The sequence below is a fragment of the Sphingomonas sp. NFR04 genome, assembly GCF_900114095.1.
GTDB lineage: Bacteria > Pseudomonadota > Alphaproteobacteria > Sphingomonadales > Sphingomonadaceae > Sphingomonas.
Genome location: NZ_FORV01000003.1, coordinates 288,196 through 312,600, shown reverse-complemented (window position 1 = coordinate 312,600; position 24,405 = coordinate 288,196). Strand labels below are relative to the sequence as shown.

The 24,405-nt window shown below is 67.9% G+C and carries 21 protein-coding genes and 1 tRNA gene; 12 read left to right on the top strand and 10 right to left on the bottom strand.

What is annotated here, in order from left to right; all coding sequences use genetic code 11:
* Positions 1-127: 127 nt before the first annotated feature.
* Both BM009_RS11390 and BM009_RS11385 read left to right on the top strand, forming a co-directional pair.
* Complete coding sequence (locus tag BM009_RS11390; RefSeq protein WP_093296252.1) at positions 128-2,413, top strand: CDC48 family AAA ATPase; 2,286 nt, start codon at positions 128-130, stop codon at positions 2,411-2,413.
* Positions 2,414-2,630: 217 nt separating this feature from the next.
* Entirely contained in the window at positions 2,631-3,320 is a 690-nt protein-coding gene (locus BM009_RS11385) for a phosphatase PAP2 family protein (protein WP_093296250.1), read from the top strand.
* Here the strand turns inward: BM009_RS11385 and BM009_RS11380 are convergent.
* Both BM009_RS11380 and BM009_RS11375 read right to left on the bottom strand, forming a co-directional pair.
* Positions 3,309-4,760 (bottom strand): helicase HerA domain-containing protein, encoded by a 1,452-nt coding sequence (locus BM009_RS11380; RefSeq protein ID WP_093296249.1) that lies wholly within the window; start codon positions 4,758-4,760, stop codon positions 3,309-3,311. The two genes, BM009_RS11385 and BM009_RS11380, sit on opposite strands and share 12 nt — an antisense overlap.
* 75 nt (positions 4,761-4,835) lie before the next feature.
* Positions 4,836-5,348, bottom strand: coding sequence for a GAF domain-containing protein (locus BM009_RS11375; RefSeq protein WP_093296247.1), 513 nt, complete (start codon positions 5,346-5,348; stop codon positions 4,836-4,838).
* 108 nt (positions 5,349-5,456) lie between these two features.
* On the opposite strand from BM009_RS11375, the gene recQ reads away from it, so the two are divergent.
* Together recQ and BM009_RS11365 are read left to right on the top strand one after the other, a co-directional pair.
* Positions 5,457-7,226 (top strand): DNA helicase RecQ, encoded by a 1,770-nt coding sequence (gene recQ, locus BM009_RS11370; RefSeq protein WP_093296575.1) that lies wholly within the window; start codon positions 5,457-5,459, stop codon positions 7,224-7,226.
* Between the two features lie 64 nt (positions 7,227-7,290).
* Positions 7,291-7,716 carry a protein tyrosine phosphatase family protein gene (locus BM009_RS11365; RefSeq protein ID WP_093296246.1) on the top strand — a complete coding sequence of 142 codons (426 nt, stop codon included), beginning with the start codon at positions 7,291-7,293 and terminating at the stop codon, positions 7,714-7,716.
* Between the two features lie 264 nt (positions 7,717-7,980).
* Here the strand turns inward: BM009_RS11365 and BM009_RS11360 are convergent, their stop codons facing one another.
* The 4 genes from BM009_RS11360 to BM009_RS11345 form a co-directional block, all read right to left on the bottom strand.
* Positions 7,981-9,408: an ammonium transporter gene (locus BM009_RS11360; RefSeq protein ID WP_093296244.1), complete on the bottom strand. Its 1,428-nt coding sequence runs from the start codon at positions 9,406-9,408 to the stop codon at positions 7,981-7,983.
* A 14-nt stretch (positions 9,409-9,422) separates the two neighbouring features.
* Complete coding sequence (locus BM009_RS11355) at positions 9,423-9,761, bottom strand: P-II family nitrogen regulator (protein WP_010542740.1); 339 nt, start codon at positions 9,759-9,761, stop codon at positions 9,423-9,425.
* Positions 9,762-9,906: 145 nt separating this feature from the next.
* Positions 9,907-10,515, bottom strand: coding sequence for an LON peptidase substrate-binding domain-containing protein (locus BM009_RS11350; protein ID WP_093296243.1), 609 nt, complete (start codon positions 10,513-10,515; stop codon positions 9,907-9,909).
* Positions 10,512-11,408: a tetratricopeptide repeat protein gene (locus tag BM009_RS11345; protein WP_093296241.1), complete on the bottom strand. Its 897-nt coding sequence runs from the start codon at positions 11,406-11,408 to the stop codon at positions 10,512-10,514. The genes BM009_RS11350 and BM009_RS11345 overlap by 4 nt, the downstream gene beginning before the upstream one ends.
* Positions 11,409-11,628: 220 nt before the next feature.
* Between BM009_RS11345 and BM009_RS11340 the strand changes: the two genes are divergently transcribed.
* Positions 11,629-11,703: transfer RNA gene (locus tag BM009_RS11340), tRNA-Gly, on the top strand.
* 29 nt (positions 11,704-11,732) lie between these two features.
* Here BM009_RS11340 and BM009_RS11335 read toward each other — a convergent pair.
* On the bottom strand, positions 11,733-12,425 hold the full coding sequence (locus BM009_RS11335) for a FadR/GntR family transcriptional regulator (protein ID WP_093296240.1): 693 nt from the start codon (positions 12,423-12,425) through the stop codon (positions 11,733-11,735).
* Between the two features lie 63 nt (positions 12,426-12,488).
* On the opposite strand from BM009_RS11335, the gene BM009_RS11330 reads away from it, so the two are divergent.
* The 3 genes from BM009_RS11330 to BM009_RS11320 all read left to right on the top strand — a co-directional run bounded on the left by BM009_RS11330 (position 12,489) and on the right by BM009_RS11320 (position 15,711).
* Positions 12,489-13,292: a DUF72 domain-containing protein gene (locus tag BM009_RS11330; RefSeq protein WP_093296238.1), complete on the top strand. Its 804-nt coding sequence runs from the start codon at positions 12,489-12,491 to the stop codon at positions 13,290-13,292.
* A 287-nt stretch (positions 13,293-13,579) separates the two neighbouring features.
* Positions 13,580-13,858: a FeoA family protein gene (locus BM009_RS11325; RefSeq protein WP_093296237.1), complete on the top strand. Its 279-nt coding sequence runs from the start codon at positions 13,580-13,582 to the stop codon at positions 13,856-13,858.
* Positions 13,855-15,711, top strand: coding sequence for a ferrous iron transporter B (locus BM009_RS11320; protein WP_093296235.1), 1,857 nt, complete (start codon positions 13,855-13,857; stop codon positions 15,709-15,711). Before BM009_RS11325 ends, BM009_RS11320 begins: the two co-directional genes overlap by 4 nt.
* Positions 15,712-15,753: 42 nt before the next feature.
* Here BM009_RS11320 and BM009_RS11315 read toward each other — a convergent pair whose 3' ends face one another.
* Positions 15,754-17,292 carry an outer membrane protein assembly factor BamB family protein gene (locus BM009_RS11315; protein ID WP_139216601.1) on the bottom strand — a complete coding sequence of 513 codons (1,539 nt, stop codon included), beginning with the start codon at positions 17,290-17,292 and terminating at the stop codon, positions 15,754-15,756.
* Positions 17,293-17,528: 236 nt separating this feature from the next.
* On the opposite strand from BM009_RS11315, the gene BM009_RS11310 reads away from it, so the two are divergent.
* Both BM009_RS11310 and nhaA read left to right on the top strand, forming a co-directional pair.
* Entirely contained in the window at positions 17,529-19,127 is a 1,599-nt protein-coding gene (locus tag BM009_RS11310; protein ID WP_093296233.1) for a lysine--tRNA ligase, read from the top strand.
* 62 nt (positions 19,128-19,189) lie between these two features.
* Positions 19,190-20,452: a Na+/H+ antiporter NhaA gene (gene nhaA / locus BM009_RS11305; protein ID WP_093296232.1), complete on the top strand. Its 1,263-nt coding sequence runs from the start codon at positions 19,190-19,192 to the stop codon at positions 20,450-20,452.
* Here nhaA and BM009_RS11300 read toward each other — a convergent pair.
* Together BM009_RS11300 and BM009_RS11295 are read right to left on the bottom strand one after the other, a co-directional pair.
* Positions 20,353-21,471 carry an MFS transporter gene (locus BM009_RS11300; protein ID WP_093296230.1) on the bottom strand — a complete coding sequence of 373 codons (1,119 nt, stop codon included), beginning with the start codon at positions 21,469-21,471 and terminating at the stop codon, positions 20,353-20,355. The two genes, nhaA and BM009_RS11300, sit on opposite strands and share 100 nt — an antisense overlap.
* 135 nt (positions 21,472-21,606) lie before the next feature.
* Positions 21,607-22,977 carry an APC family permease gene (locus BM009_RS11295; protein WP_175487985.1) on the bottom strand — a complete coding sequence of 457 codons (1,371 nt, stop codon included), beginning with the start codon at positions 22,975-22,977 and terminating at the stop codon, positions 21,607-21,609.
* 94 nt (positions 22,978-23,071) lie between these two features.
* Between BM009_RS11295 and BM009_RS11290 the strand changes: the two genes are divergently transcribed.
* On the top strand, positions 23,072-23,647 hold the full coding sequence (locus BM009_RS11290; protein ID WP_093296228.1) for a sigma-70 family RNA polymerase sigma factor: 576 nt from the start codon (positions 23,072-23,074) through the stop codon (positions 23,645-23,647).
* The gene (locus BM009_RS11285) at positions 23,640-24,335 is read left to right on the top strand and encodes an anti-sigma factor domain-containing protein (RefSeq protein ID WP_093296226.1); all 696 of its coding nucleotides are present in this window, start codon (positions 23,640-23,642) and stop codon (positions 24,333-24,335) included. Before BM009_RS11290 ends, BM009_RS11285 begins: the two co-directional genes overlap by 8 nt.
* Positions 24,336-24,405: the final 70 nt, after the last annotated feature.

The following is a 24,405-nucleotide window of genomic DNA, read 5'->3' as shown; positions in this document are numbered from 1 at the left end:
CCGCACATAGGGGGTGCCTTTCAGGCATCCTCTCCTAAAACTTTCCAAGGCCGCCCTTTATTGAGGCGGCCCTTTTTTTTGCCTCCGCCGTTCTTAGCTTCCGTGCCTAGCCACGAAGGAACCCAGAATGGCCGATGACGAATCCCGCACCCGCCGCCTGCAGGTCGCCAATGCGCGGCCCGAGGACAGCGGCCGCGGCCTGGCCCATATCCCACGCAGTTTGATGGCTGCCCTTGGCATCACCGAGGGCGATGTGATCGAAATCGTCGGCAAGCGCAGCACCCCTGCGCGCGCCGTCCTCCCCTATTCCGAAGACGAAGGCCTGGAGCTGCTCCGCATCGACGGGCTCCAGCGCGCCAATGCCGGTGTCGGCTCGGGCGACTTTGTCGAGGTGCGTCGTGCCGATTCGAAGCCGGCGACTCGGGTCGTGTTCGGCCCGGCCCAGGCCAATCTGCGCCTGCGCGGCACCGGCGAGGCGCTGAAGCGCACCTTCTTCACCCGCCCGCTGACTTCCGGCGACACCATCGCCACGGTGGGCCATCAGCGTGCCGACGTGCCGCCGAACGTCGCGCAGTTCGTCCGCGCGCCGGCTTATGCCCTGCAGGAGATTCGCCTCACCGTGCTTTCGACGGTGCCGCGCGGCGTAGTGCATATCGACGAGAATACCGAGGTCGAGCTCCGCACGGAGTATGAGGAGGCCAAGGAAAGCCGCCGCGCCGACGTCACCTATGACGATATCGGCGGCATGGGCGCGACGATCGACCAGCTGCGCGAGATGGTCGAGCTGCCGCTGCGCTATCCGGAGCTGTTCCAGCGCCTGGGCGTCGATCCGCCCAAGGGCGTGCTGCTGCATGGGCCGCCCGGCACCGGCAAGACCCGCCTCGCCCGCGCGGTCGCCAATGAAAGCGATGCCAGCTTCCACCTGATCAACGGGCCGGAGATCATGGGTTCGGCCTATGGCGAATCCGAGCAGCGGCTGCGCCAGGTGTTCGAGGAAGCGGCGAAGAACGCGCCTTCCATCGTGTTCATCGACGAGATCGATTCGATCGCGCCCAAGCGCGGCCAGGTCACCGGCGAGGCGGAAAAGCGCCTCGTCGCCCAGCTGCTGACGCTGATGGACGGGCTGGAGGCGCGCGCCAACATCGTCGTGATCGCCGCGACGAATCGTCCCGAGGCGATCGACGAGGCCCTGCGCCGTCCGGGCCGGTTCGATCGCGAGATCGTCGTCGGCGTGCCGGACGATCGCGGTCGCCGCGAGATCCTGGGCATCCACACCCGCGGCATGCCGCTGGCCGAGGATGTCGACCTGCCCGAGCTGGCCCGCACCACCTACGGCTTTGTCGGCGCCGATCTCGCTGCACTGACCCGCGAGGCAGCGATCGAGGCCGTGCGGCGGATCATGCCGCGCCTCAACCTCGAGGAAGGCACGATCCCGCCCGAGGTGCTCGACACGCTGTCGGTCACCCGCGACGACTTCCTGGAGGCGCTCAAGCGCGTCCAGCCCTCGGCGATGCGCGAAGTCATGGTGCAGGCGCCGACGGTCCGCTGGGAGGATGTCGGCGGCCTCGACGACGCGCAGATGCGGCTCAAGGAAGGCGTGGAGCTGCCGCTCAAGGATCCGGACGCGTTCCGGCGCCTCGGCATTCGTCCGGCCAAGGGCTTCCTGCTCTATGGGCCGCCGGGTACCGGCAAGACGCTGCTCGCCAAGGCCGTGGCGCGCGAGGCGGAGGCGAACTTCATCGCCACCAAGTCGAGCGACCTGCTGTCCAAATGGTATGGCGAGAGCGAGCAGCAGATCGCGCGGCTGTTCGCCCGCGCCCGCCAGGTCGCGCCCTGCGTGATCTTCATCGACGAGCTCGACTCGCTGGTCCCTGCCCGGGGCGGTGCGATGGGCGAGCCGCAGGTGACCGAGCGCGTGGTCAACACCATCCTCGCCGAGATGGACGGGCTGGAGGAACTCCAGTCGGTGGTGGTGATCGGCGCGACCAACCGGCCGAACCTGATCGACCCTGCCCTGCTCCGCCCGGGCCGGTTCGATGAGCTGGTCTATGTCGGCGTGCCCGACAAGGCCGGGCGCGAGCGCATCCTGCGGATCCAGACCGGCAAGATGCCGCTGGCTGCCGATGTCGACCTGGGTTCGATCGCCGAGCAGACCCAGCGCTATACCGGCGCCGACCTGGAAGATGTGGTCCGCCGCGCCGGCCTCGTCGCGCTGCGCCAGTCGCTCGCGACGCGCGAAGTGACGATGGCGCATTTCGAGGAAGCGCTGAAGGACTCGCGGGCGACCGTCACGCCGGAGATGGAGAGCGATTACGAGGCGATGCAGGGCAGGCTGAAGCAGCAGGCCTCGTCGATCCAACCGATCGGCTTCATCGCGCCCGGCATGCTGGAAGGTCGCGGCCCGAAGGGGTGAGGCGTACCCGTCTCGTCCCCGCCAGGGTTATCGCGTCTGTTTGAACTACCACGTCATCCCCGCGGAGGCGGGGATCCATTGGCGCTGATGCTGCGGTTCTCTCCCCAGCGCACAGGCGAATGGATCCCCGCCTTCGCGGGGATGACGATGGTTTTTTTGCCTCCGCTCACACCGCCTATGCGATAGGAGGCCCTCTCCCCTCCAAAACGCGAGCAGCATGACCGATTCCAACCCGCTTCAGCAATCCAACCGCCAATGGCTCTGGCCCGCGCTCGCCCTGCTGGGCCTGTCGCTGGCCGGCCTCGCCGCGTTCCTCTCCCTGCGCTTCGCCAGCGGCTTCGCCTTCGATCCTGCGCTGCTGCTGGCGTTTCGCACCCCCGACGATCTCGCCACGCCGATCGGCCCGGCCTGGCTGCTCCAGTCGGCGATCGATATCAGCGCGCTGGGCGGCTACACGGTGCTGTGGCTGGCCGGCGCCGCGACGCTGATCTTCCTGTTCGCGTTTGGCAAGCGCTCCGAGGCACTGCTGCTCGGCGGATCGCTGGTCGGCGCCTCGACGATCAACGCGCTGCTCAAGATCTTCCTGCACCGTCCGCGGCCGGACGTGGTGCCCCACCTCGCCCATGTCTCCAGCGCCAGCTTCCCGAGCGGCCATGCGATGATCTCGGCGGCGGTGTACCTTACCCTCGGCATCATGGTCGCGCAGACGCAGACCAGCCGCTGGGCGCGCGCCTATCTGCTCGGCTTCGCGGTGCTGCTGGTGCTGTTGATCGGCTGCAGCCGCGTGTTCCTCGGCGTCCACTGGCCGTCGGACGTGCTGGCCGGCTGGTGCTTCGGCGCGATCTGGGCGCTGTGCATGTTCGCGCTCAACGCGCGGTTGCATCGGCGCGGGCGCTCAGCCGTCTGAGGCCTGCGTCGTCCAGCCGAGCCGCGGGATGGTGATCGAGCGCTTGCCCGACAGGTCGACGCGGGTGACGAACAACCCCTTGCTCTCGATATATTGCATCAGCCGCCGCGCCCGCCCGAGCGAGCTGGTGCCGTAGCTGGTCGCGATGTCGGTATCGCTCGGGCAGGGCAGCCCCTCGCGCGCCGCCTTGGCGACGAGCAGGAACGGGGCGAGCATGTCGTCGGGCAGCGCCCGTGCCGCTTCCAGCGCCTGCGCCCATTCGTCGTCGGGATCGCCATGGATGCCCGCGCGGGCCGCCGACAGACGGCGGACAAAGCCCGAAATGTCGAGCGGCGGACGGGTCAGCCCCACCATCCGGCAGCGGACCTGGAAATCCTGGTACAGCACCGCCGGCGAGCGCAACGTCGACTGCTCGTCCTCGACGATCGCGCGCAGCACATCGCCGACGAGGCCGGCGACTTCCTCGGGATCGCGATCGGGCTCGATCTCCATCGGCGAAGGCGCCGAGCGGGCAAGCTGCTCGAGCACGGTCTCCGGCTGGGCATAGGCATGCGCGGGCGGCGGGGCCGGCGGCACCCATTCGGGTTCGGCGGGGGCGAGCAGCAGGTCCTTGATGTCTTCGGTCGGTGCCTGGGGCAACGGGGTCAGCTTGGGCGACGAGCTGCGCGCGCTGGTTTCCACCGAGCCGATGCGGATCGCCACCGGCCGCCGGGTGATCGCCGGGCCGAGGCCGAGGAAATGCCCGCGCGCCAGGTCGCGGATCGCCTCGGCCTGGCGGCGTTCCATGCCGAGCAGGTCGGCGGCGCGCTGCATGTCGATATCGAGGAAGGTGCGGCCCATCAGGAAGTTCGACGCTTCCGCCGCGACGTTCTTGGCGAGCTTGGCGAGCCGCTGCGTCGCGATCACCCCGGCCAGCCCGCGCTTGCGGCCGCGGCACATCAGGTTGGTCATTGCGGAGAGCGAGGCGCGGCGGACTTCCTCCGCCACTTCACCGCCGCCGGCGGGCGCGAATAGCTGGGCCTCGTCCACCACGACAAGGGCGGGATACCAATGGTCGCGCGGCGCATCGAACAGGCCGTTGAGGAAGGTGGCGGCGCAGCGCATCTGGCCTTCCGCCTCCAGCCCTTCGAGGCTCAGCACCACCGAGGCGCGATGCTCGCGGATGCGCGCGGCGAAGCGGGCGACGTCGCGCTCGCTATGGTCGACCGCCTCGATCGCGAGATGGCCGTAGCGATCGGAGAGGGTGACGAAATCGCCCTCGGGATCGATCACCACCTGCTGCACATGGCCAGCCGATTGTTCGAGCAGCCGCCGCAGCAGGTGCGACTTGCCCGAGCCCGAATTGCCCTGGACGAGCAATCGGGTTGCAAGCAACTCCTCCAGATCGACCGGCACGGGGCTGCCCGTGCCGTCGACGCCCATGTCCACGCTGACGGTCATCCGGGCCGCTTTGCCGGATCAGGGGGGTCAGCGGCAAGGGCTGGGCCCACGAAAACTGTGGGTGTTCGTTTCGCTTCAGGCTGCGTCGGCAGCATTCAGTCGCTGGCGGCGGCGTTCGAGCGCCTGCATCGTCTTGTCGGCGAGCAGCGTCAGCCGCGCCGTGTCCTGCTCGGTCAGCGCTGGGCGGGCCATGCGATCGATGACGCAGAGCGTGCCGATCCGCTTGCCGGTGGACGTGCGCAGCGGCGCCCCGGCATAGAAGCGGATATTGGGGTCGCCGGTGACCAGCGGGTTCTCGGCAAAGCGGGGATCGGCCTGCGCGTCGTTGACCACGAACACCTCGGGTCCGCGGATCGCATGGGTGCAGAAGGAGATCGAGCGCGGCGTCTCCTGCGGTTCCAGCCCGACGCGCGCCTTGAACCATTGCCGGTTCTCGTCGATCAGCGAAATCAGCGCGATCGGCACGCCCAGCGCGGCGGCGGCTTCGCGCACGATCGCGTCGAACTCGGCTTCGTTCGGGGTGTCGAGCACGCCATAGCCCTTGAGCTCGGCAAGGCGGGCGGTTTCATCCGGGGGCTCGATCGGCATCGTCTAACTTCCTGCGTTTGCGCCCCCCAGCACATCGGTCTAATAGCGACCGACAAGTTAACATTTGCTCGACAGTGCAAGCATGTGCCGGGCAGTCTGATGGCAGCCATGCGTCCCGATCCCATTGAACATCTCCGCCGGGTTTTCGGCTATGACGCCTTTCGCGGCGTGCAGGGCTCGGTGGTCGACCGCGTCATGGCGGGACAGCGCACCCTCGCGGTGATGCCCACCGGCGCGGGCAAGTCGCTCACCTATCAGCTGCCCTCGGTGATGCTGGAGGGAACCTGCGTCGTCGTCAGCCCGCTGATCGCGCTGATGCACGACCAGCTGCGCGCGGCCGAAGCCGTGGGCATCCGCGCGGCGACGCTCACCTCGGTCGACGACAATCGTGCCGAGACGATCGAGCGCTTCCGCGCGGGCGAGCTCGACCTGCTCTACATCGCGCCGGAGCGCGCCTCGGGCGAGGGCTTCCGCAACCTGCTGACCCAGGCGCCGCTCAGCCTGTTCGCGATCGACGAAGCGCATTGCGTTTCCGAATGGGGGCATGATTTCCGCCCCGATTACCGGCTGCTGCGCCCGCTGCTCGATCGCTTTCCGGAAGTGCCGCGCCTTGCGCTCACCGCCACGGCCGACGCGCATACCCGCGCCGACATTCTCGAACAGCTGGGCATTCCGGAAGACGGGCTGATCGTCGCCGGCTTCGACCGGCCGAACATCCGCTACCATATCGCTCCGCGCGAGAACACGACGCGGCAGATCATCGACATCGTCGCCGAGAATCCCGGCCCCGGCATCGTCTATGCCCAGACCCGCAAGGGCGTGGAGCAGCTCGCCGAAAAGCTGGCGGCGGAGACCGGGCGGTCGGTGCTCCCCTATCATGCCGGGCTCGATCCCGAGGTGCGTCGCCGCAACCAGGCGCAGTTCGTCGCGAGCGAGGACATGGTGGTGGTCGCCACCGTCGCGTTCGGTATGGGGATCGACAAGCCCGACGTCCGTTTCGTCGCCCATGCCGGGCTGCCCAAGTCGATCGAGGCCTATTACCAGGAAACCGGCCGCGCCGGCCGCGACGGCGATCCCTCGGTCGCGCATCTCTTCTGGGGCGCCGACGATTTCGCCCGCGCCCGCCAGCGGATCGGCGAGGTCGAGCCGTCGCGCCAGTCCGGCGAGCGCACCCGGCTGATGGCGCTCGGTGCGCTGGTCGAGACCGCGGGGTGTCGCCGTCGCATCCTGCTCAAGCATTTCGGCGAGGATCCGCCGGAGACCTGCGGCAACTGCGACAACTGCCTCAATCCCCCGGCGGCGATCGACGTCAGCGTGACCGCGCAGAAATTCCTTTCGGCGGTGTTCCGCACCGGCATGCTCTACGGCATCGGCTATATCGAGGGCATCCTCACCGGCGTCTCGACCGAGCGCAGCCTGATGAACGGGCATGAGAAGCTGTCGGTGTTCGGCATCGTCGACGGCGACGAAGTGGCGATGCTGAAGCCCGTGTCGCGCGCGCTGCTGCTGCGCGATGCGTTGCGCACCAACGAACATGGCGGGCTGGAATTCGGGCCCGAGGCGCGCGCGATCCTCAAGGGCGAGGCGAAGCTGGAGCTGGTCCTGCCGCCCAAGCGCGAGCGGCGTCGCCGCGGGGCCAAGGGTTCGGTGCCGAACCCGGTCGGCAATCCGCTGTTCGAGGCACTGCGCGCCAAGCGCCGCGAGATCGCGCAGGAGACCGGGCTGCCGCCCTATGTGATCTTCCATGATTCGGTGCTGCGCGACATGGCGATGGTGCGGCCGTCGTCGCTGGCGGAGATGGGGCAGCTCTCCGGGGTCGGCGCGCGCAAGCTCGACGCTTATGGGCAGGACTTCCTGAACGTCCTCCGCCAGTTCTGATCGGCTTCCTTGGGGCGTGCCCTCGCGCTACAGCCTCGCGCTGGAATCAGAAAGAGGACCTGCCATGCCCAACAAGATCGACGACAGCATCTCGGTGGCCCCGCAGATCCGTCCCGAGGACGTGCCGGCGCTCGCGGCGGCGGGGTTCGTGCACATCATCAACAATCGCCCCGAAGGGGAAGAGTTCGGCCAGCCGACCGGCGCGCAGATCGCCGAGGCCGCCGAGGCGGCGGGGCTGGGCTATACCGAGATCCCGGTGACGCCGGGCGGCTTCTCGATGGCGCAGGTCGAGGCGATGGCCGAGGCGCTGGCCTCGGTCGACGGGCCGGTGCTGGCGTACTGCCGCTCGGGCACGCGCTCGTGCAACCTCTGGGCGCTGGCTACGGCGTACAAGGGCGGGGAGCCGAACGAATTGGTCGCGAAGGGCGCGGGTGCAGGCTACGACCTGTCCGGCATCCGCCCGGCGCTCGAGCAGCTGTCGGGGCGCTGATCCTTTATCCCCCCTCCCGCTTGCGGGAGGGGATGGGGGAGGGTGCGACGTGGAGGTTCTTTCTGGGACGCCGTCGCCCGCTACCCTTACACACCCTCCCCTAGCCCCTCCCGCAAGCGGGAGGGGAGGCCTGCTGCAAGCGGCGGCTCGTCTACTCCCAACACACAAAAAATGGGCTGGTGGTTGCCCACCAGCCCAGTCGTCCGCAGGAGGAACCTCGGTGGGGCGCGGCGGCAGGAGAGGATCCCGCGGCGCCCGAACTTGTCAGTAGTTGTAGGCGCGCTCGCCATGCTCGTTGATGTCGAGCCCTTCGACTTCCACTTCCTTCGAAGGACGGATGCCGATGGTGAGCTTCAGGCCGTAGAACAGGATCGCCGAAACCACGCCCGACCAGAGCAGGGTGATGCCCACCGCTTCGGCCTGGATCAGCAGCTGCGCCGCGGTGTCGTAGCTGGGTGCCGCGACCGCCGGGAACTTGGTGTAGTCGATGATGCCCTGGCCCCCGAGCGCCGGGTTGGCGACGATCGCGGTGCCGAGCGCACCGATGATGCCGCCGACGCAGTGGACGCCGAACACGTCGAGCGAGTCGTCATACTTGAGCTTGTTCTTCACCGTGGTGACGAAGAAGAAGCAGATCGGCGACACGACCAGGCCGAGCACGATCGAAGTCATCGGCGCAGCGAAGCCCGAAGCCGGGGTGATCGCGACGAGGCCGGCGACCGCACCGGTCACGCCACCCAGCAGCGACGGCTTCTTGTGCACGACCTGCTCGATCACCGCCCAGCTGACCGCGGCAGCGGCGGTGGCGACGAAGGTGTTGATGAAGGCGACCGCAGTCACGCCGTTCGATTCCAGGTTGGAGCCGGCGTTGAAGCCGAACCAGCCCACCCACAGCAGCGAGGCGCCGATCATGGTCATGGTCAGCGAGTGCGGCGGCATCGGCTCGCTCTTGAAGCCCACGCGCTTGCCGATCACGAGGCAGCCGACCAGGCCGGCGATGCCCGCATTGATGTGGACGACGGTGCCGCCGGCGAAATCGAGTGCGCCCTTGCCCCACAGGAAGCCATAATCGGTCGGCGTGTCGACCAGGAAGTCCGGGCCCGCCCAGTACCACACCATGTGCGCGATCGGGAAATAGGCCAGCGTCATCCACAGCACGGTGAAGATGATCAGGGGCGTGAACTTCACACGCTCGGCAAAGGCACCGACAATCAGCGCCGGCGTGATGCAGGCGAAGGTCATCTGGAAGCAGACGAAGGCGAATTCGGGGATGTAGACGTTGTTCGAGAAGGTCGCGGCATAGGTGTTGCCGCTCACCCCGATCAGGAACGCCTTGGAGAGGCCGCCGAAGAAATGGTTCTCGCCGCCGCTGGTGAAGGCGATCGAATAGCCCCAGGTGCACCACACCAGCGAGGCGACCGAGACGATCATGAACACCTGCATCAGCACCGAGAGCATGTTCTTGGTGCGCACCAGGCCGCCATAGAACAGCGCCAGCGCCGGCACCGACATCATCAGCACCAGCGCCGAGGAGATCAGCATCCAGGCGGTGTCGCCCTTGTTCACCATCGTCGCCTGCTGGGCGACGGTGGGCGCCTTGATCAGTGCCGGGGTCTGTGCCCAGGCGGGCATCGCCGCGACCAGCGCGGCCGCGCCGAGCGCGAGCCCGGCGGTCTTCCATCCTTGCTTCATTGCTACCCCCTTGCTCACAGCGCCGTCTCGTCGGTCTCGCCGGTGCGGATGCGCACGGCCTGGCCCATGTCGAGGACGAAGATCTTGCCGTCACCGATCGCGCCGGTGCTCGCCGCCGCCTGGATCGCCTCCACGGCGCGGTCGGCAAGATCGCTGCCCACGGCGACCTCGATCTTGATCTTCGGCACCATGTTCGTGCTGTACTCGGCGCCGCGATAGATCTCGGTCTGGCCTTTCTGGCGGCCGAACCCCTTCACTTCGGTAACGGTCATGCCCGTCACCCCGACGGTGGTGAGCGCCTCGCGCACCTCGTCGAGCTTGAAGGGTTTGATGATGGCGATGATGAGCTTCATGTCGCCCCCTCTGGCGGTTGTCCCGGGGAGCAACGTCGCAAGGGGCGTGCCAAATGGAACGCACAGAGGGGATGTGCGTTTCGTGCCGCCAATTATTATGAACTGGTGAATTTTGTGACGCAGCTCTGCCCGAAAAACGGGCAGATCACTGCAGCGTCGCGCTGTCCTCGCCGTGGCGGCCGAAAAACTGCATCAGCTGCACGATCAGCTCGGCGCGGTCCTCCAGCCGGGGTGCCTCGAGCAGCGCCTGCTTCGATGCCGCATCGAACGGTGCGATCTGGGCGATGCCGTTGACCAGCGATTCGTCGTCGAGCCGCGTCACCGCTTCCCAATCGACCATATAGCCGAGGCCATCGGCGAAGCGGCGCGATTCCATCTCGATCGAGGCGCGGCCGGCGAGCGACAGCGATTCGGACTCGCCGGCGACTTCCAGCGCCGCTTCGACCTGGCGGAAGGGCGTGCCCAGCTCCAGCTCGCGGACGATGGTGAAGCGGCTCAGGCCCTCCAGCACGATGTTGTAGCGACCGTCCTCCAGCGCCTCCACGTCCGCGATCCGGCCGACACAGCCCACGTCGAACAGCGTCGGCGGGTCGCGCTCGTCGCGCGGCTGGACCATGCCGATGCGCCGATCGCGCGCGAGGGCCTCGGAGACCATCGCGCGGTAGCGCGGCTCGAAGATGTGGAGCGGCAGGTGCATGCGCGGAAACAGCAGCGCACCTGCCAGCGGAAACACCGAGAGCCGCGTCGTCTTCATCCGAACAGGATCTGCGACAGCTTGCGACGCTGGGCGGCGACCCAGGGGTCCTCCAGCCCGACGACCTCGAACAGCTTGAGCAGCCGCTGGCGGGCGGCACCCTCGTTCCAGGCGCGATCGTCGCGGACCATGGCGAGCAGCGTTTCGGCCGCGCCCTCGCGATCGCCTGCCGCCATCTGGCCGCCGGCGAGCTCGTAGCGCGCGTCCATGTCCTCGGGATTCGCGGCCGCATGCGCGGCGAGACCGGCGAGATCGCCGACCGGCTGGGCTTCGCGGGCGAGGCTCAGCGCGGCGCGGGCGCGCTCGACCTCGGGTGCCTTGGCGGCATCGCCCTCGATCGCGTCGAGCGCGGCCTGTGCCGCGTCATGCTGGCCCAGTGCGGTGAGGGCCCGAACGCGGCCGGCGGTGACCACCGGATGGCCCGGCGCCATTTCGGCGATCTGGTCGAAGATCGCGAGCGCGCGCTCGGCATCGCCGTCCGCCAGCACCTGCTCGCCCATCGCGATCAGCGGTTCGAGCTCGGCTTCCGCTTCGGCCTCTTCGCCGCTGATCGGCAGCTGGCGGAGAATCTGGTCGAGCATCGTGCGCAGCTGCGATTCGGTGCGCGCGCTGGTCAGGTCGGCGACCAGCTGGCCCTGGAACATCGCATAGACCGTGGGGATCGAGCGGACCTGGAATTGGCTGGCAATGAAGTTGTTCGCGTCGACGTCGATCTTGGCCAGCATTACCCCCTTGGGGGCATATTCGTCGGCGACCTTCTCGATCACCGGGCCCAGCGCCTTGCACGGCCCGCACCATTCCGCCCAGAAATCGATGATGACGAGCTTCGACATCGACGGCTCGACGACGTCCTTGCGGAAGGCGTCGACCGCCTGTTTGTCGGCGGGGCTCAAACCAAGCGTGGCCAAAATGCGCTCCTTCAGCGAATTGCGGGTGCCGGCGCCTCTGAAGGGCGCGCGGGCGGGTCGGCCCCTATTTGGGCGTTCGGGGCCGAACCGCCAAGCCTTTTCCAAAAAGTGACAAATTGGGGGTTGCGCACTATCAAACCCGCTGTTAGTTGGCCCGCCTCACCCGCCGAGAGCGCTTCGAAACGCTCCCGGCCACGACGCCAGAGCGGGCGTAGCTCAGGGGTAGAGCACAACCTTGCCAAGGTTGGGGTCGAGGGTTCGAATCCCTTCGCCCGCTCCAGTCGCGTACCAGCGACTGTATTGTCGATCTCACGGCATCAGCCGTTTTCTCCCTTCCGACAAATGCCAGCGCATCGCGAGCGCTGCGCCGTCCGCATCCTGCGCGCGGATCGCCTCGACGATCGTCGCATGCTCGCGCACCATCGCCGCGATCGGTTCGGCTTCGCGCAGCCGGGCGATGTCGACGCCGGCCCGCATGATTCGCATCGTTTCCTCATGCAGATGCTCGAATGCCTTCTCGAAGGCCGGATTCGAGGTCGCGCGGAAGATTGCGCGGTGCAGCCGCCAATCCTCGTCGTGCGCGGGGTCGCTGGAGAGCAATGCCTTGCGCAGATCGGCCATCGCCGATTCGATCTCCGCCAGCTGCTCGGGCGAGCGCCGCCGCGCCGCCAGCCGGGCGGCTTCCGATTCGAGCGCGAATCGCACTTCATAGGTGCCGAGCGTCGCCGAAAGCTCATCAAACGCCATATGCGCGCCCAACCGCAGCGAGGGGCGCCGCATCACATAGGACCCCGCCCCGCGCCGGGCTTCGGTAATGCCGTCGGCCGCCAGCCGCACCAGCGCCTCGCGCACCACGGTGCGCGACATGCCGAAGCTTTCGGCCAGACGCGATTCGGACGGGAGCCGGTCGCCGACGTTCAGTCCGCCGAGGATGATCTCGACGATGCGCGAATAGGCCTGGTCGGCGAGGCGCTGGTCGGCGGGTGCGTGGTTTCGCAGCATGATGCGCCACGATACTAAGGCCGAAGCAAATGGCGAGTCGTGCCATGGTCTTAGGAGAAGCCGATGTCCGCCACCCCCGCCTCCATTCGCGTCGGCATCGGCGGCTGGACCTTCGAGCCGTGGCGCGGCACCTTCTATCCCGACAAGCTGCCGCAGAAGCGCGAGCTGGAATATGCCGCCGCCGCGCTCACCGCGATCGAGATCAACGGCACCTATTATTCCACCTTCAAGCCCGCGAGCTTCGCCGGCTGGGCGGCGGCGGCGCCGGAAGGCTTTGTGTACGCGGTGAAGGGCTCGCGCTTCGTCACCAACCGCAAGGTGCTGGCCGAAGCAGGCGACTCGATCGCGCGATTCTGCGGCCAGGGGCTGACCGAGCTGGGCGACAAGCTCGGCCCGATCTTCTGGCAGTTCATGGCGACCAAGAAGTTCGATGCCGAAGATTTCGGCGCCTTCCTCAAGCTGCTGCCAGCGGTGCAGGACGGCGTGAAGCTCCGCCACGCGGTGCAGGTGCGGCATGACAGCTTCCACACGCCGGAATTCGTCGCACTGTGCCGCGCGGCCGGCGTGGCAATCGTCTTCGCCGATTCGCCGCAATATCCGGCCATCGCCGATGTCAGCGGCGACTTCGTCTATGCGCGGCTCGAGGCGGGCGAGGACAACAACCCCTTCTGCTATCCCGAAGACGCGCTGCCCCGCTGGGTGGACGCGGCCAGGACCTGGGCGGCGGGCGGCCAGCCCGCGGGGCTTCCCACCTTCGCGCCCGAGCCCGCGCCGGTGCAGCCCCGCGAGACCTTCGTCTTCTTCATCCATGGCGGCAAGGTACGGGCGCCCGCAGGTGCCCAAGAGTTCATCCGCCGGCTAGGCTGAACCTCGAACCCTTTGCGGCACCGCTTCGTTGAGTCCTGGCAACCCCAGGAGGCCCACATGATCCACGATCCCGAACAGCAGAAGCCGCAGGACGACGAAGCCGAGGCGATGGAAGAGGCGCAGAAGGACGCCGCCGAGGAGCGCGAGGAAGAAGGCGGCTATCAATAAGGCGGCTTGGGGCGTGGCGGCGGCACACCGTGCGCTGCGCCCTGCCCCCGATGTCGGGCCTTGCCGCATGTCGTTCAAGGTCTAGCCAAGCGGCTGCGTAATTGATAATCACTCGCAGCATGAACGCCCCCGCTGCGATCCCTGTGCCCGTACGCCTCGCCCAGCTGCATCGCCATGCCCCCGGCACCGTGGCCGGAGTCGACTGGGATCGGCTCGCCGAACCCGAGGCGCGCCGCCTGCGCGAACTGGGCTTGGACGAAGGTGTGGAAGTGGAACTTCTCCACCGCTCGGGCCTGTTCGGCGGCCCCCTTGCCTGCCGGATCGGCCGGATGACCGTGGCGCTCCGCCGCCATGTCGCCGCCGCGATTCACGTGACGCCGCTGGCCACACGGGCATGAACACCACGCCATTGGTTGCGCTGGTCGGCAATCCCAATGCCGGCAAGAGCGCGCTGTTCAACGCGCTGACCGGCGCGCGGCAGAAGGTGGGCAATTATCCCGGCGTCACCGTTGAGCGCCATTCGGGCCGCATGGCGCTGCCCGATGGCCGCCCGATCGAACTGGTCGACCTGCCGGGCGCCTACAGCCTCGATCCCGGCAGCCCCGACGAGCAGGTGACCCGCGACGTGCTGCTCGGCCGCCAGCAGGGCGAGCGGCTGCCCGACGCGATCCTCACCGTGGTCGACGCCTCCAACCTCGACAACCATCTCCGCTTCACGCTGCAGCTGATCGCGCTGGGCCTGCCGATCGTGGTGGCGCTCAACATGGTCGACCTTGCCGAGCGCGACGGCCTCAAGCTCGATCCCGACGCACTGGAGCGCGAACTCGGCGTGCCGGTGATCGCCACCGTCGCAGTACGCCGTCGCGGGCTTGATGCGCTCAAGGAGCGCATGGCCGAGATGGTCAAGGGCGTCACCAGGATCCGCCCTTCGGCCGGGGTGCAGCACGACATCGTCCTGCTCCAGCGCCGCGCCCGCCAGATCGCCACCGCCGTCACCGTTTCCGAAACCGCAGCGCGACGCTGGACCCACCGGCTCGACGCGCTGTTCCTCCACCCGGTTGCCGGTCCGCTGATCCTGCTCGGCACGATGTTCCTGATGTTCCAGGCGGTATTCGCCTGGTCGCAGGTGCCGATTGGCTGGATCGAGGAGGGGATGAAGTGGCTGGGCGCCGAAGTCGGCACCGCGCTGCCCGACGGCGTGTTCCGCTCGCTGATCGTCGACGGCGTCATCGCGGGCGTGGGCGCCGTGATCGTCTTCCTGCCGCAGATCCTGATCCTGTTCGCCTTCATCCTGGTGCTGGAGGCGACCGGCTACATGGTCCGCGCCGCCTTCCTGATGGACCGGGTGATGGCGAGCGTGGGGCTTTCGGGCCGCGCCTTCATTCCCCTGCTCTCCAGCTTCGCCTGCGCAGTGCCGGGGATCATGGCGACGCGCACCATCTCCGACGAGAAGGACCGGCTGACCACCATCCTGATCGCGCCGCTGATGACCTGCTCGGCGCGCCTGCCGGTCTACACCATCATCATCGGCGCGCTGATCCCCGATCGTGCGGTGTTGCCGGGCGTCGGCCTACAGGGGCTGGTGCTGTTCGCGCTCTACATCCTCGGCATCCTGGGTGCCTTCGTCGTCGCGCTGGTGCTGCGGCACACGGTGACCAAGGGCGCGACCTCGGGCTTCATGATGGAGATGCCGAAATACCAATGGCCGAGCGCCCGCGACGTGCTGCTGGGGCTGTGGCAGCGCGCGCTGATCTTCCTGAAGCGGGCCGGCACGATCATTCTGTATACCACGGTGATCCTGTGGGCGCTGCTCAGCTTTCCCAAGCCGCCCGAGGGCAGCGGCATCTCCAAGGTCGATTATTCGATCGCCGGGCGGATCGGCAGCGGGCTGGAGAAGATCGTGGCACCGATCGGCTTCAACCGCGACATGGCGCTGGCGGTGATCCCGGCCATGGCGGCGCGCGAAGTGGCGGTGGCGGCAATCGGCACCGTCTATGCGGTCGACAATCCCGATGACGCAGCGGGCGAGGAGTCGATCCGCGAACAGCTCCAGAAGCATTGGAGCCTGCCGAGCGCGCTCGCCTTCCTGATGTGGTTCGTCTTCGCGCCGCAATGTATCTCGACCATCGCGGTGACGCGACGCGAGACCAATGGCTGGAAATGGCCGGCCTTCATGATCGGCTATCTGTTCGCGCTCGCCTATGTCGCGGCGGGGATCACCTATTGGAGCGCAGTGGGCCTCGGCCTTTGATCCTTGCCGGGAGGCACCGCAACGGTACCTCCCGGCGCCGGATCACTGCAGCGAATAGGTTGCGATCTTGCTCGAGGACGTCACAACCAGCTTGGCGTCCGGTGTGATCGCCAGCGAGCCGCTTACCGGCGCGGTCCATTTCACTTCGTGCGCACCATCCAACGCGATCGCGTAGGTCTTGGCGGTCGTGCTGAAGAACAGCAGCGTATCGGTGACGAGGACGTTGCCGACGAAGGTTTCCCCGGCCGGCAGCGGCCACGACCACAGCACCGCGCCCGTCTGTTCGTTCAGCGCATCCAGCTGTCCGTTCGAATTGCTGCCCGCATAGAGCACGCCTTTCCCGACCGCGGGAAGATTGCTGTAGGAGCGCGCGCTCCGCCAGCGGATGGTGCCTGCTGCGATGTCGAAGCTCGTCAGCGGAAGCGAGAGGTTGTAGCTGGCGGCTCGCGTGCCCGAATAGGCAATCACATTGTTCGGCGAACTCACGATGGGCGAGCCAAAGTAGGAGTAACCGTTCCAGACCCAACTCGGGTCAGTGATGCTTTTCACCAGCGCGCCGCTTGCGCGATCGAACACGTCGAGGTTGCCGGAATAATAGTACACGTATTTGTCGTCGATCGCGAGGGTCTCGCCATCCCAGGTGTGGCCGCCGCTGCCAGTGGCGTTCCAGCGATCGCTTAAGGCTGCTAGATCGTAGCTATAGACGACATTGCCGTAATAGCCGGCAGCCATGTAGAGCTCGTTGCCGACGCCCGTCGGCTGCGCGAAGGTCGACCATTGCGCCGCGAACAGCAGGTTGCTGGTGAAGGTCCCCTTGTCGGGATCGAGGATCTTGAGCTGATTGTCGCTCGAAGAAATGAACATGCTGCTCACGGCCAGGCGATTGCCGACCAGGGCGGGGCCGCTGGCGCTCCAGACATTGCCGAGCGAGAACTGCCAGCGCTCCGTACCTGCAGCGCCGTCCAGGGCGTGCACGACGGTCTCGCCGGTCGAGGTGGTTCGCGTCGCGAAGACGAATCCCTTTTTCGCAGCAACGGGCTGGATGCCGGTCGTGCTGGCGGGCGCCCATTCCCAGCTCTTGGTGAAGACCGCCGGGTCGAAGGCTGCATGGACATAGCCGTCATGCGACGCGTTGCGCTGGAGGGTGGTCCAGTCGAGCAGGTCGACATTCAGCGCATAGACGAAGCTCTTGCTCGATCCCGGATACACCGTGGTGCACGCCGTTTCGCGGCACAGCCGGAAGCTGATGGTGTTCGAATAGCGCTTTGGCTGCAGTCCGGTCAGCGTCTTGAACTTGTAGGCGAAAACGTTGCCGGTTTGCACCACGGGGCCATCCTGCATCAGGACGGCCGGGTCGAACTGCACATCCGGGACCACCGCGTACGGACTCGTCCCGGTGAAGCTCGCGTTGAGCGTGAAGTTCGCCGCGAAATTGGTCTCGGCCGCAGTCTGGCTCGTCGCCGAGGGGGTTAGCGTCACCTCCAGCGTCGGCGTGGGCGTCGGCGTGGGTGTGGGCACAGGCGCCGGCGTAGAGGTTCCGCCTCCCGAGCACGCAGCCGTCATCCCCGCCAGCAGGGCCATATATATCAGTCGCATTCCGTAATCCCCCAGACCCGCCATTCCCGGCGGGCAATTGCTTGCCGGCAGATGCCACAGGCCCCGTCGGCGCCGAATTGTGCGACAAACGGGGCTGGACGCAAGTGCGATCGTTGCAGAAATGGCGCGCCGATGCCCCGTTGCGGGGCGTTCTTCCGGAGGGGGCGAGGACGGACGGGCCTCTGGTTCCGCGGCCGAGTCTTCGCTACACGCGCCGGTCTATGAGCACCGTAACCCCCGAACTCCGCGCAGCCGCGCTCGTCTCCAAGGCCTGGCCCTATGAAGAGGCGCGCAAGCTGCTCAAACGCTATCCCCAGATCGCATCGGGTGGCGCGCCGGAGAAAGGCCATGTGCTGTTCGAGACCGGCTATGGCCCCTCAGGGCTCCCGCATATCGGCACGTTCAACGAAGTGCTGCGCACTACCATGGTCCGCCGCGCCTTCGAAAGCCTGTGCGACGTCCCCACCCGCCTGATCGCGTTCAGCGACGACATGGACGGGCTGCGCAAGGTGCCGGACAATGTGCCGAACCAGGAAATGCTGCGCGAACATCTCGGCAAGCCGCTGACGCAGGTGCCCGATCCGTTCGAGAAGTACGAAAGCTTCGCGCACCACAACAATGCGCGGCTGCGCGAATTCCTCGACCAGTTCGGCTTCGAATACGAGTTCGCCTCGTCCACCGACTATTACACCGGCGGCCGTTTCGATGATGCGCTGAAGAAGGTGCTGCGGCACTATCAGGGCATCATGGACGTGATGCTGCCGACGCTGCGCGCCGAGCGCCAGGCGACCTATTCGCCGGTGCTGCCGATCAGCCCCAATTCGGGCATTGTCCTGCAGGTGCCGGTCGAGGTGGTCGACGCCAAGGCGGGCTTGATCGCTTTTGAGGATGAAGGCGAGCGGATCGTCCAGTCGGTGCTCGGCGGCAAGGCCAAGCTGCAGTGGAAGGTCGACTGGGCGATGCGCTGGGTGGCGCTGGACGTCGACTATGAAATGGCGGGCAAGGACCTGATCGACTCGGTCACCCAGTCGGGCAAGATCGCCCGCGTGCTCGGCGGCCGCCCGCCCGAGGGCTTCAACTACGAGATGTTCCTCGACGAGAAGGGCGAAAAGATCTCCAAGTCCAAGGGCAACGGCCTCAGCCTCGAGCAGTGGCTGACCTATGGCCCCGAGGAGAGCATCGCCTTCTACGCCTATCGCGAGCCGAAAAAGGCCAAGCAGCTGCACCTGGGCGTGATCCCGCGCGCGATCGACGAGTACTGGCAGTTCCGCGGCAATTATGCGGGGCAGGCGGTGGAGCAGCGTCTGGGCAACCCGGTCCACCACATCCACAATGGCGAGCCGCCGGCGGAGACGCTGCCGGTCACCTTCGGGCTGCTGCTCAACCTGGTCGGCGTGATGGGCGAGGCGACCAAGGAGCAGGTCTGGGGCTATCTTACAAATTATGTCCCGGACGCGAACCCGGAAACCTATCCGGCGCTCGACCGTCTGATCGGCTATGCGCTTGCCTATGCCCGCGATTTCGTTGCCCCGACGCTCAAGAAGCGTGCGCCGGTGGGCGTGGAGATCGACGCCTTGAAGCGCCTCGACGCCGAACTCGCCGCGCTGCCGGCGGATGCGACGGCCGAGGCGATTCAGGACCAGGTCTACGAGATCGGCAAGACCGGCGGCTTCGAGAATCTGCGCGACTGGTTCAAGGCGCTGTACGAAACCCTGCTCGGCTCCGAACAGGGGCCGCGCATGGGCAGCTTCATCGCGCTGTACGGCATCGCGAACAGCCGCAAGCTGATCGCGGAAGCGCTGGCGAAGGCAGAGGGCTGAGAGATCGCGTATCCTCCCCCTGGCGGGGGAGGATACGTTACTTATCGAGAGGACTGAAACCCATGCGACGCCGAATCCGCCATATCCGATCGGCGACGCGGGACTTTCTGCACGGCGAGGCGGCGGGCGGCATCTTCCTGATCGCGGCCGCCGCGCTGGCGATGCTCGCGGCGAATCTGCCCGGCATCTCCGAAACCTATTTCCATACGCTGCACCTGCAGACCGGCCCGGTGATCGCGCCGCTGCACGGCCCGATGACGGTCCATTTGTGGATCAACGACGGGCTGATGGCGGTGTTCTTCCTGCTCGTCGGCCTCGAGATCAAGCGCGAGTTCGTCGACGGGCGACTGGCGAGCTGGGACCGCCGCCGTCTTCCGGTGATCGCCGCCGCCGCCGGCATGGCGGTGCCGGCGCTGGTCTATCTGCTGATCGCCGGCCGCACCCCCGGCGTCACCAGCGGCTGGGCGATCCCCGCTGCGACCGACATCGCCTTCGCGATCGGCGTGCTGGCGATCCTCGGCAGCCGCGCGCCGGCCGCGCTCAAGCTGTTCCTGACCACGGTGGCGATCGTCGACGATATGGGCGCGGTGGCGATCATCGCGGTGGCGTATACCGCGCATATCGACGTGATCGCGCTCGCCGGCGCTGCGGTGGTGCTGGGCGTGATGATCGCGTGCAACCGCTTCGGCGTGCGCCATCTGGCCGTCTATCTGGCGCTGGCAATGGTGCTGTGGGTGCTAGTCTTTCAGTCGGGCGTGCATGCGACGATCGCAGGCGTCGCGGCGGCAATGACGATCCCGCTGGTCAAATCCCCGGGAGCACCCGATGCCGCCGACTCACCGCTCCACAAGCTGGAGCATGCGCTGCACCCCTGGTCGGCCTTCCTGATCGTGCCGCTGTTCGGCTTCGCCAATGCCGGCGTGTCGTTCGACGGGCTGTCGCCTTCGATCCTGCTTGAGCCGCTGCCGCTCGGCATCGCCGCCGGGCTGTTCCTCGGCAAGCAGCTCGGCATCTTCGGCAGCATCTGGCTGGCGGTGAAGACCGGGATCGCCAAGCGGCCGGGCAATGCCGGCTGGCGGCAGATCTACGGCGTGTCGCTGCTCGCCGGCATCGGCTTCACCATGAGCCTGTTCATCGGCGGCCTCGCCTTCCCCGGCAACGAACTGCTGGTCGACGAGGTGAAGCTCGGCGTGCTGCTCGGCTCGATCGTGTCGGCGGTGGCGGGTTACGCCGTCCTGCGGTCCGCCAGCACCGCGACCCCCAGGATCGCCAGCCCGCCCAGCGCCAGCAGCGCGCCGACCCAGCCGGTCGACGTCCAGCCGTAACCGGCGGCGATCGCGAGGCCGCCCAGCCAAGGGCCGAGCGCGTTGGCGGTGTTGAAGGCGGAGTGGTTGAGCGCGGCGGCCAGCGCCTGCGCCTCGCCGGCCACGTCCATCAGCCGGGTCTGCAGCACCGGGCCGAGCGCGCCGGCAAAGCCGATCGCGAACACGTCCAGCGCCACCAGCGGCAGCGAATGCGCGGCGAGCGGGTAGAGCGACAGCGCGACGGCGCTGGCGAGCAGCAGCGCCGCGCCGGTCGGCATCAGCGCGCGATCGGCGAAGCGCGGCACGACGATGTTGCCCGCGATCATCCCCATGCCGAACACCGCCAGCACCAGCGGCACGCCCCAGGGCGGGGTGCCGGTGACGTGCATCAGCGTCGAGGCGACATAGGTGTAGACGCAGAACAAGCCGCCAAAGCCGATCGCGCTGACGCCGAGGGTGAGCCACACCTGGCCGTTCGCCAGCGCGCGCAGCTCGCGCAAGGGGCTCGCGCCGTGCTGCGGGCGATCCTGCGGCGCCAGCCACAGCACCAGCAGCACGGTGATCAGCGCCAGCACCGCGACGATCGCAAAGCCCCAGCGCCAGCCGACCGCCTGCCCCAGCCAGTTGGCCGCCGGCACGCCAAGCACCGTGGCGACGGACAGCCCCAGCATGATCCGCCCCACCGCCTGCGAGCGTTGATCATACGGCACCAGCGATGCAGCAACGAGCGAGGCGATGCCGAAATAGGCGCCGTGCGGCAGCCCGCTGAGGAAGCGGAACAGCAGCATCCAGTGATAGGTCGGCGCCAGCGCGCTCAGTGCATTGAACAGCGCGAAGCTTGCCATCAGCGCGATCAGCAGCGTCCGCCGCGACCATTTCGCCGCCGCGACCGCCAGCAGGGGGGCGCCCACCACCACGCCGAGCGCATAGGCGCTGATCACATGGCCCGCGGTCGGCTCGTCGATGCCGAGGCCCTTGGAGAAATAGGGCACGAGGCTCATTGTCGCGAATTCGGTGGTGCCGATCGCGAACCCGCCCATGGCGAGCGCGAAGTGAACCAGACCCGGCGAGCGGGCGGCGGAGTGTTGAACGGGAGCGTGCACGGCGCCCACATGGGTTTGCTGCGGTGCAGCGTCAAATAAGAATTCGTATGTGCTCAAATGCTTTGCGCGCAATCAAGGCGCCGGCGGCAGGCTTGTCGTCCAGCCCCGCCGCCGCAGCACCAGCGCATAATAGAGCGCTGACAGCAGCAGTTGCGCCGCCGTTGCGAGCAACGCCGGTCGCCCTTCGGCGGGATCGAGCGCGTTGAGCCAAGTAACGGCGCCCAGCACCAGCAGGGTCGCGATGGCGGGAAGCGGGTGCAGCGGCATGCGATAGGGCGCATGGCCCGTACGGCGGGTTCTCCGTCCGACGATCGTCGCCAGCGCTAGCCCCGCATAGATCGCGATCAGCCCGGTCCCGCTCAGCAGCAGGAGCAGCCGGAGCGGCAGGAAGCAGGCGGCAATGCCGATCGCGCCCGATGCCAGCGTCGCGCGGGCCGGCGAGCCGAAGCGCGGGTGAATCGCCGCAAGCCAGGCATCCACCGGCCTGCCCCAGCTGCCGTCGCGGGCGGTGGCGTAGAAGAACCGCCCATTGGCGAGGATACAGGCGATCACCGCGTTGACGATCGCGACGACGATGCCGATCGCGACCCACAGATTGAGCGAAGCCCCGCCGCGCATCCGCACAAAGGCCCCGAACGGATCCCCGGCCGACAGGAAGGCGGCAAGGTCGGGCGCGGCGACCAGTGCGGCGACGATCGGCACCGCTTCGAGCAGCAGGGCGCCGACGAGCGCCAGCAGGATCGCGCGGGCGATGCGCTGCGGCGCCGCGTGCATCTCCTCGCCGAAATAGACGGCGGCGCCATAGCCGTTGAGCGCGAAGATCGCGATCGAGCTGGCCAGACCGATATTGGCTGCGCTCGCCGGTACCAGCCCGCCGCCGGCAGGCGCCACCGGGTGCAGCAGCAGCGGCAGGACGTCGCGGACCGGGGCTGCCAGACCGAGCGCCAGGATCACCAGCACCGCCGCCACTTCCACGGCGAGGAAGGCGCCGGTCAGCAGCGCGTTGAGGCGGATGTCGAGGACGCCGACCAGGGTGGAGGCCAGCAGCACCCCGACGGCAACCGGCACCGGCGGCAGCCCCGGCAGCACCGTCGAGGCGACCGAGGCGATCCCCAGCGCCGCCACCGGCGGGAAGAGCAGGTTGTTGCAGGCGTTGACGCCCAGCATCATGAATCCGGCGGCCGGCCCCAGCGTCTGCCCGACCATCACATATTCGCCGCCCGCCACCGGGAAGGCGGAGGAGAGCTCGGCATAGATCAGCGCCGTGGCGAGACACACCACACCGGCGATCGCCAGCGCAAGCAAGGCGCCGGTGCCGGCGATCTGCAGGCTGCCGGGCACGATCACGAACAGCGACGATGCCGGGGTGGTGATCGACAGGGTGAGGAACAGCACGCCTGCGGTGCCCAGGCTGCGCTCCATCTGTGCGTTCGATTGCGACATCGTTCCCCCGAATTGCCAGGCAGCCTGGGCGAGGGCCGCGTGCGCGTCAATCGGTGCCGCTTGCCCTGCCTGCGCGATTCGCTAGGTTGGGCGCGTGGCTTCTCCCACCCCCCCGGCCGGCGACGGCGCCCGCGCCCGTCTCGTCCAGGCGCTCGCCGCCGTGGCGAGTGGCGACCGCAAGGCGCTCAAAACCGTCTATGATCTGACAGCGGCGAAGCTGATGGGCGTTTGCCTGCGTATCTGCCAGGACCGCGAGGCCGCTGAGGATGTGATGCAGGAAGTGTATCTGAAGGTGTGGGACAGGGCAGGGCGCTTCGATGCGTCGCGCGCCAGCCCGATCACCTGGCTGTGCACGATTGCCCGTAACACCGCGATCGACTGGCGCCGCGCGCGCGGGCTGGGCGAGACGGCACCGGTCGAGGCGGTGCTCGAACTGCCCGATGGCCGCCCCTCGGCCGAAGCATTGCTCGAAGCCGGAGAGACCGAGGCGCGAATCTTCGATTGCCTGGAGGCGCTGGAGGAAAAGCCGCGCGGGGCGATCCGCGCCGCCTTCTTCCACGGCCGCACCTATCCCGAGCTCGCCGCCGCCGCCGCCGTGCCACTCGGCACGATGAAGAGCTGGATCCGGCGCGGGCTGCTCCAATTGCGGGGGTGCCTCGGCGATGGCTGAGCCGCTGCGCCCGGAAGACGAAGACATCGTGCTCGCCGCCGAACTGGCCCTGGGCCTGCTGGACGGCGAGGACCTCGCCGTCGCGCGTCGCCGCCAGCTGGCGGATCCGGTCTTTGCCGCCGCGGTGGCGCGCTGGGTGCTTGACTTCGCGCCGCTGGCGCTGGGTGGTGTCGATGCGCCAGTCTCGGCAGGGCTGTGGCGGCGGATCGAGGCGCGGCTGCCAGGGGGCGATCACGGCAGTGTCGTCGCGCTGCGGCGCTGGCGAGCGACCGCGATCGCGGCCAGCGCCGCCGCGGCGGTGCTGCTCGCGATCCTGCTGCTGCGCCCGGTGCCGCAGCCGGTGGTGCTGCCGCCGCCGCCGGTCGTGGTCGCGCAGATCACCGGCACCGCCGGCGCCGCCTTCGCAGCCCGCTACGATGCCGCACAGGGCATGCTCCACGTTCGAACCGAGGCGCTGCCGGCCAGCCGTCAAGCACCCGAGCTCTGGGTGATCCCGGCCGGCGGCAAGCCGGTGTCGCTTGGCCTGGTTGCCCCGCACGGCAGCCGCGACGTGACGGTGGCGCCCGCCACCCGGGCGCTGCTCGCCGAGGGTGCGACGCTCGCGGTGACGCTGGAAGACGCCGCCACCGCGCCGCATGTTGCGCCGACCAGCACGCCGGTCGCGGCAGGAAAAATCACGATTCTTTAAGCATCGCTGCATCCGGGGCGCAGGCCGTCCCGTAGCTCCGGCGCATCTCCGCAAAGAGGGGTGCGTAGCA

Excerpts from the sequence above, each read along its gene's own strand:
- nhaA (WP_093296232.1), top strand. The coding sequence starts at position 19,190 with ATGCGACGCCGAATCCGCCATATCCGATCGGCGACGCGGGACTTTCTG.
- BM009_RS11295 (WP_175487985.1), bottom strand. The coding sequence starts at position 22,977 with ATGTCGCAATCGAACGCACAGATGGAGCGCAGCCTGGGCACCGCAGGC.
- BM009_RS11335 (WP_093296240.1), bottom strand. The coding sequence starts at position 12,425 with ATGCTGCGAAACCACGCACCCGCCGACCAGCGCCTCGCCGACCAGGCC.
- BM009_RS11350 (WP_093296243.1), bottom strand. The coding sequence starts at position 10,515 with ATGAAGACGACGCGGCTCTCGGTGTTTCCGCTGGCAGGTGCGCTGCTG.
- BM009_RS11375 (WP_093296247.1), bottom strand. The coding sequence starts at position 5,348 with ATGCCGATCGAGCCCCCGGATGAAACCGCCCGCCTTGCCGAGCTCAAG.
- BM009_RS11365 (WP_093296246.1), top strand. The coding sequence starts at position 7,291 with ATGCCCAACAAGATCGACGACAGCATCTCGGTGGCCCCGCAGATCCGT.
- BM009_RS11325 (WP_093296237.1), top strand. The coding sequence starts at position 13,580 with ATGAACGCCCCCGCTGCGATCCCTGTGCCCGTACGCCTCGCCCAGCTG.
- BM009_RS11310 (WP_093296233.1), top strand. The coding sequence starts at position 17,529 with ATGAGCACCGTAACCCCCGAACTCCGCGCAGCCGCGCTCGTCTCCAAG.
- BM009_RS11300 (WP_093296230.1), bottom strand. The coding sequence starts at position 21,471 with ATGGGCGGGTTCGCGATCGGCACCACCGAATTCGCGACAATGAGCCTC.
- BM009_RS11315 (WP_139216601.1), bottom strand. The coding sequence starts at position 17,292 with ATGGCCCTGCTGGCGGGGATGACGGCTGCGTGCTCGGGAGGCGGAACC.
- BM009_RS11285 (WP_093296226.1), top strand. The coding sequence starts at position 23,640 with ATGGCTGAGCCGCTGCGCCCGGAAGACGAAGACATCGTGCTCGCCGCC.
- recQ (WP_093296575.1), top strand. The coding sequence starts at position 5,457 with ATGCGTCCCGATCCCATTGAACATCTCCGCCGGGTTTTCGGCTATGAC.
- BM009_RS11385 (WP_093296250.1), top strand. The coding sequence starts at position 2,631 with ATGACCGATTCCAACCCGCTTCAGCAATCCAACCGCCAATGGCTCTGG.
- BM009_RS11380 (WP_093296249.1), bottom strand. The coding sequence starts at position 4,760 with ATGACCGTCAGCGTGGACATGGGCGTCGACGGCACGGGCAGCCCCGTG.
- BM009_RS11360 (WP_093296244.1), bottom strand. The coding sequence starts at position 9,408 with ATGAAGCAAGGATGGAAGACCGCCGGGCTCGCGCTCGGCGCGGCCGCG.
- BM009_RS11355 (WP_010542740.1), bottom strand. The coding sequence starts at position 9,761 with ATGAAGCTCATCATCGCCATCATCAAACCCTTCAAGCTCGACGAGGTG.
- BM009_RS11390 (WP_093296252.1), top strand. The coding sequence starts at position 128 with ATGGCCGATGACGAATCCCGCACCCGCCGCCTGCAGGTCGCCAATGCG.
- BM009_RS11320 (WP_093296235.1), top strand. The coding sequence starts at position 13,855 with ATGAACACCACGCCATTGGTTGCGCTGGTCGGCAATCCCAATGCCGGC.
- BM009_RS11330 (WP_093296238.1), top strand. The coding sequence starts at position 12,489 with ATGTCCGCCACCCCCGCCTCCATTCGCGTCGGCATCGGCGGCTGGACC.